Origin of the sequence: Paraburkholderia sp. SECH2, from assembly GCF_030464795.1 — a bacterium.
Taxonomy (GTDB): Bacteria; Pseudomonadota; Gammaproteobacteria; order Burkholderiales; family Burkholderiaceae; genus Paraburkholderia; species Paraburkholderia aspalathi.
Genome location: NZ_JALPRH010000008.1, coordinates 265,813 through 281,751 on the forward strand (window position 1 = coordinate 265,813; position 15,939 = coordinate 281,751).

Annotated in this window: 14 protein-coding genes; 12 read left to right on the forward strand and 2 right to left on the reverse strand. The window is 62.8% G+C overall.

The window, feature by feature from the left end:
* Positions 1–430: 430 nt before the first annotated feature.
* Entirely contained in the window at positions 431–1,408 is a 978-nt protein-coding gene (locus tag M0D66_RS16925) for an AAA family ATPase (RefSeq protein ID WP_093644863.1), read from the reverse strand.
* A gap of 294 nt (positions 1,409–1,702) precedes the next feature.
* Here M0D66_RS16925 and M0D66_RS16930 point away from each other — a divergent pair, with 294 nt between their 5' ends.
* Both M0D66_RS16930 and M0D66_RS16935 read left to right on the forward strand, forming a co-directional pair.
* Positions 1,703–2,197: a hypothetical protein gene (locus M0D66_RS16930; protein ID WP_093644865.1), complete on the forward strand. Its 495-nt coding sequence runs from the start codon at positions 1,703–1,705 to the stop codon at positions 2,195–2,197.
* A gap of 75 nt (positions 2,198–2,272) precedes the next feature.
* Entirely contained in the window at positions 2,273–3,070 is a 798-nt protein-coding gene (locus M0D66_RS16935) for an endonuclease/exonuclease/phosphatase family protein (RefSeq protein WP_200651918.1), read from the forward strand.
* 10 nt (positions 3,071–3,080) lie between these two features.
* Here the strand turns inward: M0D66_RS16935 and M0D66_RS16940 are convergent, their stop codons facing one another.
* Positions 3,081–4,070 carry an aldose 1-epimerase gene (locus M0D66_RS16940; RefSeq protein WP_266211058.1) on the reverse strand — a complete coding sequence of 330 codons (990 nt, stop codon included), beginning with the start codon at positions 4,068–4,070 and terminating at the stop codon, positions 3,081–3,083.
* 339 nt (positions 4,071–4,409) lie between these two features.
* Here M0D66_RS16940 and M0D66_RS16945 point away from each other — a divergent pair, with 339 nt between their 5' ends.
* The 10 genes from M0D66_RS16945 to M0D66_RS16990 form a co-directional block, all read left to right on the forward strand.
* On the forward strand, positions 4,410–5,462 hold the full coding sequence (locus M0D66_RS16945; RefSeq protein WP_175052178.1) for a LacI family DNA-binding transcriptional regulator: 1,053 nt from the start codon (positions 4,410–4,412) through the stop codon (positions 5,460–5,462).
* A gap of 113 nt (positions 5,463–5,575) precedes the next feature.
* Positions 5,576–6,601 (forward strand): ABC transporter substrate-binding protein, encoded by a 1,026-nt coding sequence (locus M0D66_RS16950; protein WP_200651920.1) that lies wholly within the window; start codon positions 5,576–5,578, stop codon positions 6,599–6,601.
* Between the two features lie 394 nt (positions 6,602–6,995).
* Positions 6,996–8,561, forward strand: coding sequence for a sugar ABC transporter ATP-binding protein (locus tag M0D66_RS16955; RefSeq protein WP_266211064.1), 1,566 nt, complete (start codon positions 6,996–6,998; stop codon positions 8,559–8,561).
* A 40-nt stretch (positions 8,562–8,601) separates the two neighbouring features.
* Positions 8,602–9,579, forward strand: coding sequence for an ABC transporter permease (locus M0D66_RS16960; RefSeq protein WP_256456488.1), 978 nt, complete (start codon positions 8,602–8,604; stop codon positions 9,577–9,579).
* Positions 9,580–9,608: 29 nt separating this feature from the next.
* Complete coding sequence (locus M0D66_RS16965) at positions 9,609–10,568, forward strand: ABC transporter permease (protein ID WP_200621027.1); 960 nt, start codon at positions 9,609–9,611, stop codon at positions 10,566–10,568.
* A 587-nt stretch (positions 10,569–11,155) separates the two neighbouring features.
* Positions 11,156–11,926 carry a ferredoxin--NADP reductase gene (locus M0D66_RS16970; protein ID WP_093644879.1) on the forward strand — a complete coding sequence of 257 codons (771 nt, stop codon included), beginning with the start codon at positions 11,156–11,158 and terminating at the stop codon, positions 11,924–11,926.
* A gap of 434 nt (positions 11,927–12,360) precedes the next feature.
* Complete coding sequence (locus M0D66_RS16975) at positions 12,361–13,197, forward strand: sensor histidine kinase (RefSeq protein ID WP_200651922.1); 837 nt, start codon at positions 12,361–12,363, stop codon at positions 13,195–13,197.
* 10 nt (positions 13,198–13,207) lie between these two features.
* Entirely contained in the window at positions 13,208–13,864 is a 657-nt protein-coding gene (rqpR, locus tag M0D66_RS16980) for a response regulator transcription factor RqpR (RefSeq protein ID WP_211706072.1), read from the forward strand.
* Positions 13,865–14,150: 286 nt separating this feature from the next.
* A complete protein-coding gene (locus M0D66_RS16985) occupies positions 14,151–15,542 on the forward strand; it encodes an amino acid permease (RefSeq protein WP_093644885.1) in 1,392 nt (463 codons plus the stop codon).
* A gap of 196 nt (positions 15,543–15,738) precedes the next feature.
* Positions 15,739–15,939: transposase (locus tag M0D66_RS16990; protein WP_266211059.1), on the forward strand; the 201-nt coding region annotated here is incomplete at its 3' end.

Here is a 15,939-nt window from a genome sequence, read left to right on the forward strand (position 1 = left end):
TACGGCTATCGAGGACCGCACACCGCTCGCTGTCGAACGCACCTGGCCTTACGCAACCGCTATACAAAATTGTACGACGCCGCACAGACAGAAATGCCCGCAGTCGGACGACTGCGGGCATTCGGTCTTGAGCAGGGCTTAAACGTATGGGCCGGACAAGATCAGTGTACGCCGTCGACGATTGTCGCGCTCAATTCTTCATGCGCGCGATGGCATCGCCCTGCGTCCTCGGAGCGCTGCCGGCCATGCTGGCCACCTTGCCGCCGGGCGCCTGTCAAGGCGGGAGACCGACCGATGAAAACCCTTCGAAATCGCGAAACTCGCAACAATTGCTGCGACATTCATCCTGTTTTAAGTGTCGAATCGCCTGTTTCGTGTTCGCAGAAAGCCGTCCGAAGACGGTTTTCTGCCAAAAACAGAGCAAAAACGCTCAAAAACCGATCGGTTTCCTCCGATTTCCGTAATCCAGGCGGATGTCGCCGGCTCCGATCCGATCTCGCCCGTCGATGCGCGCCGCGCCGAAGCCGTTCAGGATCGCGCGCCGCATTTCACGCGGCGAGGCCAGCTTCAGCGCATCGAGCGCGGCGTCGCCGAGCGTTTCGGGAAAACGCAGGCCCCAGTTATGCGCCGAGCGAATCTCATCGTAGATCGATTGAGCGATACGGCGTGCGCCGTCACGATCCGGCGGCGGAATCTCATACACGTTCATCCGGTTCAAAATCGGCTCCGGGATCGAGCGCTCGTCGTTCGCGGTCGCGATCCAGATCACGTGGCCGGCATTGATCGGAATCTCCGCGAATTCGTCGATGAACGTCTGCGCCGTGTCGTGTTCGAGCAGCGCGTAAAGCGCGCCGAGGGGATCGTATTGCGAGTCGCCAGTGGCCTTGTCGATTTCGTCGACGGCAATCACGGGGTTTGCGTAGCTGCCGTTCACGAGCGCATCGAACACCTTGCCCGGCTTCGCGTTCTTCCATTGCGACGATGCGCCCGACAGAATCCACCCCGCCGTTAGCGAACTCATCGCCACGTATTGGTACGCGGTGCCGAGCATGCGCGCCAGTTGCTTGGCAAAGTGCGTCTTGCCGATGCCCGGGTCACCGAGCAACAGGATCGGCATCAGTTCGAGCCGGTCCTCAGTCTCGAGACACAAGGCGACCTGCTTGCGGATGTCGTCGAGCGGTTCCGAGAAGTTGGGCAACGCGTCGATCAGATCGTCGATCGACGGCATCCGGTTCGGCTTGACGCAGAAGCGCAGATTGCCGGTTTTGAGCATCTTTTCGTACGTGGCGCGCAGCGCCTCGTTCGCCCCTTCGCTGAGCTCGTTCAGCGCGGTCTCGACCTGATCGAGGTCGTACACCCTGCTGAAAGATGCCACGGCGATTTCCTGTTTGACCATTGCTGTTGTCATCGCTCACCCCGTCTGGCTGGTCTTGCTGCTGCGGCGCCTGATGGGCACCGTTTCAGATCCAGTGTAACGAGGACATATTCGCGTGCAAGCCAGCAGTCATGCGGGTCTGCTGCTAACAAGGGCTTGTTTCCTGCGAGGCCCCGGAGGAAGTCCCTTTGAGGATTCACCTTCTCATCGGAAATGGTGTTTTGCTGAACCCGGTCCCGTTTGAGGTGTCAGAAAGGCGTTCAGCCCATCAGGCGTAAGATGGCCTTCTGTCTACTCTGCCGGATGCAGTGACCGGAGAAACCTTCTATGTGGAAAACCAGTATCGTCGCTGTGCTGTTCGGCACTTCGCTGCTTGCGAACGCGCAACAAGGGGCGACGCAACAGGCCGTGCAATGGCAGTTGCAGGTCATGCGCGACGGCCAGCAGATCGATTCGTTCGACGGCACCACCACCGTCGGCCAGGCGCGCACGGACACGCATCACAAGATGGTCCAGCATAACGTCGGCTGTAAAGACCAGCCCGGCGGCAGCATCGACCTGGCGCGCACGCTGACGATCTCGCCGCTGCAAGCGGATGCGAGCGCCGTCACACTGTCGATCGAAGCCCAGGAAACCTTCGAAGAAGACGCCGCGCGACAAACCGACACCGGTTGCAAGTTGCCGCCGCAACCGCGTCAGGTAAGCGCGAGCCATCCGGGCCTGAAGGTGCCGCCGGGTCAGTGGGTCAGCTGGACGATCGTCGACAAGAATCCGAACCTGGTCTATCGCGTGCGTGCGAGCCTTGCGAACAGCGCGAACTAGTGCAGCGCGCAATGCGAACGGCACGAACTGAAACGAACAACCGAAGCCCCCAACAGAACACGTGGACAACGCGGCATGCGAAACCCAGAAGAATTGATCCGCGAGAGCGCAGCGCCCAAGGATTTCATTGCGGTCAGCTGGAATCTGCACAAGGGCCGCACACCGCTCGGCTTTCAGGCCTGGCAGGCGATGCAGCGCTGGGTTCAGTCGACCCATGCGGACGCGTATTTTTTGCAGGAAGCGATGGCGCGGCGCATGCCCTCGCCGATATTGGCCAGTAGTTTCGGCTCGCCGCTCGCCGATCCGTTGAGCGACGTCTGGCACTGTCAGGCCACCGAGATCGCACGCGCGGCCGAACTCGAAATCGCGCTTGGTCCGAATGTCTTCAAGCCGTCGTGGCGGCATGGCAATGCGATTCTGTCGCCGCATCCGCTCGATCTCGGCGGGCGCTGGGATATCTCCGCGCATCGCTTCGAAAAGCGCGGACTGCTGGTGGCGCGCGCGACCTTCGGCGGCCACTCGGTCACGCTGCTGTGCGCGCATCTCGCGCTCACGCGCTCGGCGCGCTTGCGGCAAATGAACTGGATCGCGCACTGGATCGCGAAGGAAGCGCCGGAAGGTCCGCTGGTGCTGGCCGGCGACTTCAACGACTGGCGCAACGACTCGGTGCCGCTCTTTGCCGAACACGGCCTGCAGGAAGTGGCGACGCTGCTCGGCGAAGCGGGCCGCACGTTTCCGGCCTTCTCGCCGGCGCTCGCGCTCGACAAGATGTTCGTGCGCGGCATGCAGCCGGTTGAATGGATCCAGCCGACGCAGGAAACCGCGTGGCTGTCGGATCATTTGCCGTATATGGCGCGGTTGCGAGTCGAGTGAAGTACGGGCACTAACCTCTTCGGGGCGTCCAGTTCAGCGCCGCCGCAATCTCCTCACCCGGCTGCAACACGCAGCCGCCCACCTGTTCCCGCATGCCCACCGCGTTGAAGCAATCGGTCGTGTTGGTCACCGGTTCAACGCACAGTTGCGCATCGTTGGCGGGCGCGAATACCACCATGTGATCGAAGGGCGCATCGGCGGTCATCGTCAGTTGACGGTGTTCGTCGGGCCACGCAATCGTCGCCTCGCGCGACCAGTTGGCGAAGTTGTTGTCGAGTGCGAACGCGTCCGGCGACATGCCGTGGCGCAACGCCTCGACTGCAGGGTGCGGACCGAGATGCGTGGGCAGCACGTCGGCGTCGGCATGCCACATGGCTTGCACCTCGGCGTAGACGCGGGTCTGCGCGGTGCGCGGATAGTACGGGTGATGGCCCATGCCGAAGGGCATCGGCCGGTCACCGAGATTCTGCGCGGACAGCGTGATGCACAACGCGCCGCCGATCAATTCGATGCGCTGCCGCGCGCGATAACGGAACGGCCAGTCGCCGGGCAGCCGCGAGTCCGGTTCGTGTGCGAAGTGCAATTCCACGGAGCTCTCCGTGCGCGCCCCCACCTGCCATGGATGCCGCCACGCGTTGCCATGCAGCGCGTGCGTAAAACGCAGGTCATTGCCGTTCAGATCGACTGTGCCGCCGTCGAACTCGAAACGCGCGTCGCGAATCCGGTTGCAATAGGGAAAGAGCGGAAAGCTCGCCATGCGCAGCGGATCGCGTTGATCGAACGCTGCTTGCGTGGCTGGCCGCAGCCAGTGCAGCGGGCCTTCTGGCGTCGACTCGTAGTAAGCCGCGAGTGCACCGCCGACTTCAGGCGCGACCACCACATGCATGGCGCCGGCCGTCAGCGTGACAAGCGACTTCTCGATCGCGGGGTCGTCGAGCCACGTAAGTCCGTTGATTTCAGAGACGAGCGGCCGGATCGGATTCAAGGAAACGTCGCGCATGGTCAGAAAAGGCGGGGCCTCAGGCGGATGGCGGCATGAACGCCCATCGATCTCTCCTATGACGTGCCGCGCACAGCGCGCGGCCGGCGGAACCCTCAGGGTCCGCGCGACCGAGAATCGCACGCCAAAGCGCATCGGTCAATATTATTAGTAATAAATTAGCCAAAACCAACCGATTCTTGCCTTACCAAATCTCCCACATGGCGGGTTAGCGCGCGTTGCCGCACGCATATTATTAGTGGTACCGTCAGCATCACGAATGCCACCGGCATGCTCCTGCTTTAGCGCCGCTGCAGCGCGGCCCGCACAATGAAAAAATCGACTCAACGCCGCCCGACCATGACCGACATCGCCAAGCTCACCGGCGTGTCGCAATCCACTGTCTCGCTCGTGCTGAACAACGCGACCGGCGCGAAATTCTCCGAGACCACCCGCAACAAGGTGTTAAAGGCCGCGCACGACCTCGGCTACCGGCTGTCGCTGCGCGAACCGGTATCGGTTTCGGCTGATGAACGCAACCTGATCGTCTATCTGGCCGACGAGATTTCCACCAGTCCGCATCCGGTCGTCAACGTCGACGGCGCGCGCGATGCGGCCTATGCGAGCGGCAAGATGCTCGCCGTCTACTCGACGCACGGCAACGCCGACATCGAAAAGCAGGTGCTCGACGCGACGCTGTCGAACCCGCACGTATTCGGCGTGATCTACGCGACCGTCTACACCCGCAAGGTCACCTTGCCGGCAGCGCTATCGCAGGTGCCCACCGTGCTGCTGAACTGCTACACGAGCGAAGGCGGGTTGTCGTCCGTGGTGCCGGCCGAGGTCGCAGGCGGCCATCTGGCGACTGACTATCTGCTGCAGTCGGGGCATCGGCGGATCGGCTATATCAACGGCGAACCGTGGCAGGACGCCTCGAAAGACCGCCTCAAGGGTTATCGCACGGCACTCGCCACCGCCGACCTCCCATACGCGCCCGAACTGGTGCGCGACGGCGACTGGAGCTCGGGAGTCGGCTTTGAAATGACGCTCTCCCTGATGCGCGAGGCGCATCCGCCAACCGCCATTTTCTGCGCCAACGATCTGACCGCGCTGGGCGCGATCGAGGCCCTGAAGCAACTCGGCCTGCGCGTGCCCGAAGACGTTTCCGTGCTCGGCTACGACGACCAGGAAATTGCCCGCCACACGCATCCGCCGTTGTCGACCGTGGTGCTGCCGAACTACGAACTGGGACGCTGGGCCGTCGAAACCCTGCTGCAGGAAGAACACAACCGCGCAGCGGGCGCACCGGTGCGGCATCGCCTCGTCAAACTCGACGGACCGCTCGTCGAACGCGGCTCGGTCAGGGTAATTACCGAGGCAGAAAAGCCAATAATTAATATTATTAGTGATTGACCGATAATAATTCCCGGTGGAATAATCGGCACGTCCGGTCAGGGTGAATCAGCTCGGCCGACAGGAGAAACACTAAAAAGCAAATACACCTCACCAGGTACTGGAGGAAGACAATGGCGTCGCTCAACACGCAGTCGCGCAAGCACGCGCGCAGGCAGCAGATCCGTCCGCTGGCAGGTTCGCTGCTGGCTCTGGCCATCGGTTTCGGCGTCGCCACGGCGACGGCGTACGCCGACGACGCGCTGCCGAAGTTGCCTACCAAGACTCCGCTGAAGGTCGGCTTCGCGCAGACCGAAAGCAACAATCCGTGGCGTCTCGCGGAAACCAAGAGCTTCAAGGACATCGCCGCGAAGTGCGGCTGGCAGTTGGTCATGACCGACGCCAATAGTTCGAACTCCAAGCAGGTCTCGGACATCCAGAACATGATCGCGCAGCACGTCGATCTGCTGGTGTTCCCGCCGCGCGAAGAAAAGCCGCTTGCACCGGTCGTGCTGCAAGCCAAAAAGGCCGGCATTCCGGTGATCCTGGTCGACCGTGACGTCGATCAGTCGGTGGCCAAGGCGGGCCGCGACTACATCACCTTCATCGGCTCCGACTTCATCGATCAGGGCCATCGCGCCGCTGACTGGCTCGTCAAGGCGACCGGCGGCAAGGCGAAGATCATCGAACTCGAAGGCACCACGGGCGCGTCCGCAGCGAACGACCGCAAGAAGGGCTTCGACGAAATCATCGCGAAGAACCCGGGCATGACGATCATCGCCTCGCAAAGCGGCGACTTCGCGCGCGACAAGGGCCGTCAGGTGATGGAAACGCTGTTGCAGGCGCACCCGGAAGTGACCGCCGTCTACGCGCATAACGACGAAATGGCGCTCGGCGCGATCGCCGCGATCAAGGCCGCCGGCAAGCAGCCTGGCAAGGACATCCAGATCGTCACGATCGACGGCACCAAGGGCGGCATGGACGCGATCGCCGCCGGCGAACTCGGCGCGAGCGTGCAGTCGAGCCCGTTCTTCGGCCCGCTCGCCTGCGACGTCGCCCAACGTTACGCGAAGGGCGAAAAGATCCCGACGTGGGTCAAGGTCTCGGACCGCTTCTACGACAAGAGCAACGTGCAGCAGAGCATGCAGTACGGCTATTGATCGACAGCCGCCGTCGTACACGCGGTTGTGTAGCTTGAGGGCAGCGCCTTAGCGGAGTGTCCAGGCGCTCCGCACCTCGGAGAGAGCTTCTTCGAGGGCTGTGCCCGCAGGACGTCTCCGCCCCGAATCAATCTCCTCGGGGGACGAGTGACGGGAAGGGTTCGGAGCGACGCGTTCGTGGCAGCACGGACCGTCGCTTCGCTTTTATGCGGCGTAACATGGTTCGACGACAGCGCCTGCATGGAGCCCGAACGAACGGCCACAGCGGCTCGCACTGCCGAGCGTATGCAATGCATGCAGCACGTGAAGCAGCACACGCATCAGGAGGACACCCGTGACGGAATCCGGCACGCAGACACCGCACTCTCCCCTTACCCGTTCGCCGCTGCTGGAGATGCAGGACATCGGCATCAGCTTCGGCGGCGTCCCCGCGTTGCGCAGCGCCAATCTGAGCGTGGCAGCCGGCGAAGTGCACGCGCTGATCGGCCAGAACGGCGCCGGCAAATCGACCATGATCAAGATCCTGACCGGCGCGTATCGGCGCGGCTCGGGCAGCGTGCGCTTCGAAGGCCGGGAAGTCGATTTCCGCACCCCGAAGCAGGCGCGTGAAGCCGGCATCAGCACGATCTATCAGGAGATCAACCTCGTGCCGTTCCGCTCCGTGGCGGAGAACATTTTCCTCGGCCGCGAGCCACGCCGCTTCGGCCTGATCGACTGGCGCGCGGTGCAGCAACGCGCCGCCGCCCTGCTCGATTCGTTCGGTTTGCAGATCGATGTGAAGAAACCCGTCGGCCGCTATTCGACCGCGATTCAGCAGATGGTGGCGCTGGCGCGCGCCGTCTCGTCAGACGCGAAGATGGTCATCATGGACGAGTCCACCTCGTCGCTCGATGAGCGGGAAGTGGAATTGCTCTTCACCGTGGTGCGCAAACTGCGCGACGACGGCCGCGCGGTGATCTTCGTCTCGCACCGGCTCGACGAACTCTATGCGCTATGCGACCGCGTCACCGTGATGCGCGATGGTCAAACAGTCGCGGAAAGCACGATGGCGGAGATGGACAAGCTGCAACTCGTCACGACGATGCTCGGCCGCACGCTCGCCGCCGTCGTGCACGAAGACGCCGCTGCGCGTGAAGCGAACCTCGCGCGGCGCGGCAAGCAGGCGATCGCTGCGACGCAGCTGAGCGCGCATCCGAAAGTGAGCGACGTATCGCTTGAAGTGCACGCGGGCGAAGCAGTGGGTCTCGCGGGCCTGCTCGGCTCGGGCCGCACCGAAACCATGCGCCTGATGTTCGGCGCCGATCCGCTCGAACACGGTTCATTGTCGATCGGCGGAGAAACGGTGGCGCTGAAGTCGCCGCAGGACGCAATTGCGCGTGGCCTGGCTTACCTCACGGAGGACCGCAAAGCCGAAGGCATCGTCCCCGAACTCTCGGTGCGCGACAACCTCACGCTCGTCTGCTTGCGCACGCTGGCGAAGAATGGCGTGGTGGATGTGAAGAAACAGCAGGTGATCGTCGACCGTTTCATTGCGTCGCTCGGCATCAAGCTGCGCTCGGCCGATCAGCCGATTCGCGAACTCTCGGGCGGCAATCAACAGAAGGTCCTGCTCGCGCGTTGGCTCGCTGCCGAACCTTCGCTGCTGCTGCTCGACGAACCGACGCGCGGCATCGATGTCGGCGCGAAAGCCGACGTGGCGAAGATCGTGCGTGAACTGCGCGACGCCGGCCTCGCCGTGCTGCTGTCCGCATCCGAACTCGAAGAACTGACGGCGGTGGCCGACCGCGCGGTGGTGATCCGCGACGGCCGCACCGTCGCCGAACTGAACGGCGCCGACATGAGCGAGACCGCCATCATGGACGCCATCGCCTACGGCGGCGAAGGCCAATCGCAACTGGTCGAAGCCGCCCAGACCGCACATATCGAAGACGCGTTGGAGGGCGACCGTCATGGCGCTTAAGTTGCACACCGAGTCGTTACACACCCAAGCCACGCCGCCTATGCCGGACGCTGCCACATCACGCGCCACGGCCGCATCGACGGTGAAGAAATGGCGGCACCTGGCCATGCAACGCGAAGTGATCGTGTTGCTCGCCATGGTGCTCTTCAACCTGATCTTCACCCCGCACTTCTGGTCGCTGCAAACCTTCAACGTCAACATGACGCAGGTGGTGACGATCGTGATCGTCGGCATCGGCATGACGCTGGTGGTGGCGACGGGCGGCATCGATCTGTCCGTGGGCGCATCGATGGCGATCTCGGGGGCGCTCGCGCCGATGCTGTTCCTGAATATTCCAGGACCAGGCGGTATCGCGCTCGCGTTCGTGCTGCCGGTGCTGGCCGCCGCCGCGTGCGGCGTCTTCAACGGCTTGCTGGTGACGAGGCTATCCGTCCAGCCGATTGTCGCGACGCTGGTGCTGTTCATCGCCGGGCGCGGCATCGCCCAGGTCGTCACTGATGGCAGCCTGCAGGCGTTCAACACGCCCGCATTCCAGTGGATCGCCTTGGGCAAGGTCGCCGGCGTGCCGTTCCAGGTGCTGCTGATGCTTGCGCTAGTCGTACTGTTCACGTGGGTCGTGCGCAAAACGCTGTTCGGCCAGTATCTGCTGATCACCGGCGGCAACGAAAAGGCCGCCTATCTGTGCGGTGTGCCGACAGCCACCGTCAAGCTGATCGCTTACACGTTGTGCGCCGCACTCGCGGGACTCGCGGGGCTGATCTCGATCTCGGTGAATTCGTCCTCGGATGCGAACGTAGTGGGACTCGGCGTGGAACTCGATGCGATCGCCGCGGTGGCGGTTGGCGGCACGGCGTTGACGGGCGGCAAGGCGTATATCGGCGGCACGCTGATCGGCGCGCTGATCATCCAGTTGCTGCGCTATACGCTGCTCGCGCACGGCATTCCCGACGCGGCGGCCCTGGTCGTGAAGGCCGGCATCATCGTCGCGGCGGTTTATGTGCAGCGGCGCTCGCGCTAACGCCTCCAGGACACTTCGGATTCGATGCGATGAAAAAGAACCTTCCCATCCTGCTTGCTCTGGTCGCGCTCATCGTGCTCGGACTCGTGCGCTATGACCACTTCGGCTCGGCCTACAACATCACCTCGTTCTGGCGCTACAACTCGATGTTCGCGCTGATCTCGATCGGCATGGCCTTCGTGATCATCACGGGCGGCATTGATCTGTCGGTCGGCACGGTGGCAGCTCTTGCGAGCGTCGTCGCTGCGTTGACCAGCGTGTACGGCGGCTGGGTCGCGGTCGTTGCCGGTTGCGCGGCCGGCATGGCCGTCGGCGTGCTCAACGGCCTGATCATCACGCGACTGAAAATCCTGCCCTTCATCGTGACGCTCGCGACCAGCCTCGGCGCGCACGGCGTCGCGCTGCTGCTCGGCAAGAACGATGCGGTGTCGATCGCCGCCGACTCGAACTTCGGCAACTTCGGTCAAGGCGATCTGTTCGGCCTGCCGATCCCGGGGATCGTCGCGGCGGTCGCCGCAATCGCCGGCTGGCTCGCGCTGCGCAGCACGCGCTTCGGGCGGCATTCGCTGGCCATCGGCGGCAGCGAGGAAGCGGCGCGGCTGATGGGCCTGAACGTCGACCGCACGCTGGTGATGGCTTATGCCGTAAGCGGGCTGCTCGCCGGCATGGCGGGCGTGATCCTCGCCGCGCAGTTCGGCGCCGGTCAGCCGAACGAAGGCGTCGGCTGGGAGCTGTTCGCGATCTCGGCGGTGGTGCTCGGCGGCACCTTGCTCACCGGCGGCGAAGGCTCGATTGCGATGACGATCGCCGGCGTGCTGTTGCTCGGCTTGGTGTTCAATCTGCTGAACTTCGAAAACGGTTTGGGGTTCATCAGCCTGTCGGCGTACTGGCAATCGGTGATTCGCGGGGTGTTCCTGTTGCTGGTGATCGTGCTGCAAGCGAGAGTGCTGAAGCAGCGCGGCAAGAAGCGCGTGGCGGCTCCGGCGTAATCAAAACGGGAAACGCTGGAATCTTTATTTCATAAGGGATTCCAGCTCCTCGCCCGAGCGACAATCAACCTTTGTGTACCAACCCAGCAAGACCAGGCAGCGCGACCAGAAGTGCGCGCGCTCGCCCCGCGCGTCTCGCCTTTACGGCCCAATTTCCTCACCTTTCGTCCCGACCTCCCGCCCATTTGCCAGTTTTATTAGCAGGGTCAATGCTGCGGTGCACGGCGGGTTTCGGTATCATCCTGAAAATGTTGCCCGCGCGGGACGCCTATCCGGCGCATGCCGGACAGCCGATGGCAGCCGCCCTGCGCGGTTTTCGCCCATCGCCGTACCCTTGCTGAAGCGCGGCTGCAACCACGCCAACGTACTTCGCGGTGCCGATCGTCACAACCATCGGCGCCGACGCTTCCGGGTCCGGTAACCCGCTTTACCACGCTCAACCGCCGCGCCAGAGCCCTCGGGCAGCGGGCGCGGTAAAATAGCGGATTGCGCGTGATTCCCGATCTCGGGTTAGCGCAGCATCGCCCTTGCCGTGCCGGCCGGCTAAAACGACTGGCCGCCTTTGTTTTCGCACTATCCAAGAAGCCATGAGCAACCTGAATTCACAAACAGTCCTGAGCGTCCATCACTGGACCGATACGCTTTTCAGCTTCACCTGCACGCGCGATCCGTCGTTCCGTTTCGAAAACGGCCAGTTCACGATGGTGGGCCTCGAAGTCGACGGCAAGCCGCTGATCCGCGCCTATAGCCTTGCGAGTGCGAACTATGAAGAGCACCTCGAATTCCTGAGCATCAAGGTGCAGGACGGCCCGCTCACGTCGCGTTTGCAGCATTTGAAGGTCGGCGACGAAGTCCTGATCGGCAAGAAACCGGTCGGCACGCTGATGGCCGACAACCTGCTGCCTGGCAAGACGCTGTGGCTGCTGTCCACCGGCACGGGTCTCGCGCCGTTCATGTCGATCATTAAAGATCCGGACATTTACGAGCGTTACGAGCGCGTGGTCCTGACGCACACCTGCCGTTTCGTCGACGAACTCGCGTACAAGGAATACATCACCGATCACCTGCCGGCGCACGAGCACCTAGGCGAACTGGTACAGGAAAAGCTGCTGTACTACCCGACGGTGACGCGCGAAGCGTTCCAGAACCGCGGCCGTATCACCGAACTGATCGAAACCGAAAAGCTGTTCGCCGATCTCGGCGTGCCGGGCTTCTCGCTGGAAGACGACCGCGTGATGCTGTGCGGCAGCCCGCACATGCTGCGCGACACGCGCAAGCTGCTCGACGACCTCGGCTTCGAGGAAGGCAGCAACAATGCGCCGGGTCACTACGTGGTCGAAAAGGCGTTCGTCGGCTAAGCAGACACGCAAATTGAGCCGCGCGCGCCGCGCAATCAACAGAAAGGAGCCTTCGGGCTCCTTTTTTTGTTGCGCAGTTACAATTGCCGCCATTGCCCTGACATTTGATGTCAGCATTCTTCCTACAATACTCAGCGCCGCAGCACATCAAGCATTGCGTCAAATGTAGGCGCTAACCCTTGGTGCACCTGCATTTTTTTCTTTTTTTGAGATATCATCGCGGCGCACGATTAGTCGGATTAATATGACGCCATCGTACGGTCGACTTGTTACTGAATGTAAATTTCGTTACGCCGCACCGTAGCAATTTGTCCATCTCGCACAACGCGTAACGGACGTCACTGGAGGCCAGAGACTCGCATGCGTTCTTTCGTCTTCGCGCCGCCGATGCGCACCCGCTTCGCCGTTTGCACTGCTTCCTGAGAGGGAAAGTCATGGATACGTCGACCGTCGTCCCGTTTAGCGCCCACATTTCGCCTTCACTTGCACACGCCGCGCCGCCCTCCGCGGCTGAGCACGAACTCGCGCAACTGCGCGCCCGCGTGCGCCAGCTGTCGGCCGAGCTCGTTCAGGCGCAGGAAGCTGCCTGCCGCCATGTGGCGCGCGAGCTGCACGACGGCGTCGGCGCCGAGTTGACCGCGACGCGTTTCGCCCTTGCCGGCGTCGAAACCTGGCTGCCGGCCGATGCGCCGCCGCAGTGCGCGGCAGCGCTCGCCGTTGCGAATCGCTCGCTCGACGCCGTGTGCGCCGCCAGCCGCCAGGCCGTCGCGGAACTGCATGCGCCGTCGCTCGAAGCGGGCATTGTCGGCGCGCTGGCGCAATGGACCGGCGACTTCGCCGCGCGCACGAACCTGCGTACGAGCTTCGTCTGCGCCGCTGACGTGCGGCTCACGCGCCTGCCCACCGACGCCGCGCTGGCCGTGTTCCGGGTCGCCCAGGAAGCACTGAACAATATTGCCAAGCACGCGCGCGCCGAATCCGCCGACGTACGGATCGAGGCCGGCCGGCGCCACCTGAGCTTGATCATCACCGACGACGGCATCGGCTTGACGCGCACCGCCCGCAGCCGTCGCGGCCATTTCGGGCTGAGCGGCATGCAGGCGCGCTGCGCCGCCTTCGACGGCACGCTGCGGATCAGCGCCCGGCGCATCGGCTCAGGCCGTGGCGACAGCAGCGCTGCGTCGCGCGGCACGCTCGTGCAGGCGCGCTTTGCGTGGGATGCGATGCTGGCGAGCGCACCGGGCGCCGAGCGTCGCGCGCTGCAATCGTGAGCACGCCATCATGAGCCTGCGCATCCTCCTCGCCGACGACCATGCGGTGGTCCGCCAGGGCGTCCGCCAGTTGCTGCTCGACCGCGGCGTGGCGCGCGAAGTCACCGAGGCGGAAACCGGCGCCGAAGCGCTCGAAGCCGTTGCCCAACGCAACTATGACGTGGTGCTGCTCGACATTTCGCTGCCGGACATGAATGGCGTCGAAGTGCTCAAGCGTTTGAAGCGCAAGGCGCCGCGCGTGGCCGTACTGATGTTCTCGATGTACCGCGAGGACCAGTACGCCGTGCGCGCGCTGAAAGCGGGCGCCGCCGGCTACCTGTCGAAGACGGTCGACGCCGCGCAGATGATCTGCGCGATCCAGCAGGTCGCGGCGGGCCGCAAATACGTCAGCCCGGCCATGGCCGAAGCGCTGGCGGACTATGTCTCCTTCGACGGCGAACAATTGCCGCACGAAAAGCTCTCGGATCGCGAATACCAGACGCTATGCATGCTCGCGTCCGGCAAGCGGCTGACGGATATCGCCATAACGTTATCGCTGTCGGTGAAGACGGTCAGCGTGTATCGCACCCGGCTGCTCGAAAAGATGAAGCTGCGCAATAACGCCGAGCTGACCTTCTATGTGATGAGCAACCGTCTCGTCGATTTGAATCCGGCGATGGCCGGTTGAAGCTTTCTTCCCCAGATAGCTAAATAGCGTCCAACCAGCGCCAGTGTTCGATCGCACGAGCGCGATTTCACCCGATGGGGCATGCAGCGCGCGAAAGCCTTCCCACCACGCGATGTGCTCAGACAAACGGCACGCCTAAATCGCTTTCATCAGGCATTTTTAGCCTCCCCTTCAAACGCTAAAAACACCGTCCCAAAATGGTGCAAAGGCGCGCATCCGCTAAAATCGCGGGTTTCCCCTGACATTCGGCGCGCAAGATGCGTGCACTACTGGAGACCCACCGCCAATGTCCCTGTTTCGTAAAAAGAGCGTCGAGCACATGATCGCCGCGAGCGCTCAGAACGCCGGCCTGAAGAAGGCGCTCGGCGCGCTCGATCTGACTTTCCTCGGCGTCGGCGCCATTATCGGCACCGGCATTTTCGTGCTGACCGGCACGGGCGCGGTTCAAGCTGGCCCGGCGCTGATGGTGTCGTTCCTGATCGCGGCGATTGCCTGCGGGTTCGCCGCGCTCGCCTATGCCGAGTTCGCCTCGACGATTCCGGTTGCGGGGTCCATCTACACGTATTCGTACGCCACGCTTGGCGAACTGGCCGCGTGGATCATCGGCTGGGACTTGATGCTCGAGTATGGGCTGGCAACGTCGGCGGTATCGGTCGGCTGGTCGGGCTATCTGCAATCGCTGCTGTCGGGCTTCGGCGTGAGCTTGCCGGTTGCGCTGACGGCGGCGCCGGGCGCTTTGCCGGGGCACGAGACATGGTTCAACCTGCCCGCTTTCCTCGTGATGATGGCGATCACGGCGCTGTTGTCGCTTGGCGTGCGTGAATCCGCGCGGATCAACAACATCATGGTGGCGATCAAGGTGATCGTGGTGCTGCTGGTGATCGGCGTAGGCGTTTTCCACGTGACGCCGGCGAACTGGCATCCGTTCATGCCGAACGGATGGAACGGCGTGTTCGGTGCGGCGGCGGTGATGTTCTTCGCGTTCATCGGGTTCGATTCGGTGTCTTCCGCGGCGGAGGAAGTGAAGGATCCGAAGCGAGATTTGCCGATCGGGATCATTGCATCGCTGGGCGTGTGCGCGGTGCTGTACGTCGCGGTGGCGGCGGTGGTCACGGGTATCGTGCCGTCGGCGCAGTTCGCGAACATTTCGCATCCGGTGTCGTACGCGTTGCAGGTGGCCGGTCAGAAGTGGGTAGCGGGCTTTATCGACCTTGGCGCCGTGCTGGGCATGCTGACGGTGATTCTGGTGATGGCGTATGGCCAGACGCGCGTGATTTTCGCGATGTCGCGGGATGGGTTGTTGCCGGCGCGGCTTTCCCGGGTGCATCCGAAGTATGCGACGCCGTTCTTTACGACATGGCTCGTGGGGATTTTCTTCGGGTTGATTGGCGCGCTGGTGCCGTTGAATGTGCTGGCTGAGCTGATCAATATCGGCACGTTGGCTGCGTTTTCGATGGTGTCGATTGCGGTGCTGGTTTTGCGGAAGACGCATCCTGAGTTGCCGCGGGCATTCCGGTGTCCTGGTGTACCGGTGGTGCCGGTGTTGGCTGTCGCTTCTTGTTTGTTTTTGATGGTGAATCTCCAGGCTGTTACCTGGGTGGCGTTTGTGGTTTGGTTGTTGATTGGGATGGTTATTTATTTTGGTTATTCGCGGCGGCATTCCAAGTTGGCGAAATAAAGGTTTTGAGGTTTTTTGCCTGCGCGGCGCTTTTTGGCCGTGTTCTTAGGGCTTTGGCTTCTCCTTGATCTGGCTTTGGTGCCTTTCCTTGAATTGTTAGTGGTCTATTAGCGTTGCCCCTGTGCGGGGCGGCACTGTAGTGGTTCAATGAACCTGGACACCTCTAAAGGGGATAATTCTCCAACTGAGGTGAGAAATGAGCAGACGGAACATTCCTGAAGAATTCAAGGCAGAAGCAGTCCAGCTGGTGGTCAGCAAGGGCTATTCATACTCGCGGGCCTGCGAAGCGCTGGGCGTTGGCGACACGGCGTTGCGTCGCTGGGTCGCGCGGTGGCGCGAGGAGCAGGCCAAACCGCCGCGCACAGCGATAGAGATCGAGACCGACGCGCGTCGCATT

Bases quoted from the DNA above. Each gene is read 5' to 3' on its own strand.
- M0D66_RS16940 (WP_266211058.1), bottom strand. From the start codon at position 4,070: ATGCGCGACGTTTCCTTGAATCCGATCCGGCCGCTCGTCTCTGAAATC.
- M0D66_RS16975 (WP_200651922.1), top strand. From the start codon at position 12,361: ATGGATACGTCGACCGTCGTCCCGTTTAGCGCCCACATTTCGCCTTCA.
- M0D66_RS16930 (WP_093644865.1), top strand. From the start codon at position 1,703: ATGTGGAAAACCAGTATCGTCGCTGTGCTGTTCGGCACTTCGCTGCTT.
- M0D66_RS16925 (WP_093644863.1), bottom strand. From the start codon at position 1,408: ATGACAACAGCAATGGTCAAACAGGAAATCGCCGTGGCATCTTTCAGC.
- M0D66_RS16935 (WP_200651918.1), top strand. From the start codon at position 2,273: ATGCGAAACCCAGAAGAATTGATCCGCGAGAGCGCAGCGCCCAAGGAT.
- M0D66_RS16960 (WP_256456488.1), top strand. From the start codon at position 8,602: ATGCCGGACGCTGCCACATCACGCGCCACGGCCGCATCGACGGTGAAG.
- M0D66_RS16965 (WP_200621027.1), top strand. From the start codon at position 9,609: ATGAAAAAGAACCTTCCCATCCTGCTTGCTCTGGTCGCGCTCATCGTG.
- M0D66_RS16950 (WP_200651920.1), top strand. From the start codon at position 5,576: ATGGCGTCGCTCAACACGCAGTCGCGCAAGCACGCGCGCAGGCAGCAG.
- M0D66_RS16945 (WP_175052178.1), top strand. From the start codon at position 4,410: ATGACCGACATCGCCAAGCTCACCGGCGTGTCGCAATCCACTGTCTCG.
- M0D66_RS16955 (WP_266211064.1), top strand. From the start codon at position 6,996: ATGCAGGACATCGGCATCAGCTTCGGCGGCGTCCCCGCGTTGCGCAGC.
- rqpR (WP_211706072.1), top strand. From the start codon at position 13,208: ATGAGCCTGCGCATCCTCCTCGCCGACGACCATGCGGTGGTCCGCCAG.
- M0D66_RS16985 (WP_093644885.1), top strand. From the start codon at position 14,151: ATGTCCCTGTTTCGTAAAAAGAGCGTCGAGCACATGATCGCCGCGAGC.
- M0D66_RS16970 (WP_093644879.1), top strand. From the start codon at position 11,156: ATGAGCAACCTGAATTCACAAACAGTCCTGAGCGTCCATCACTGGACC.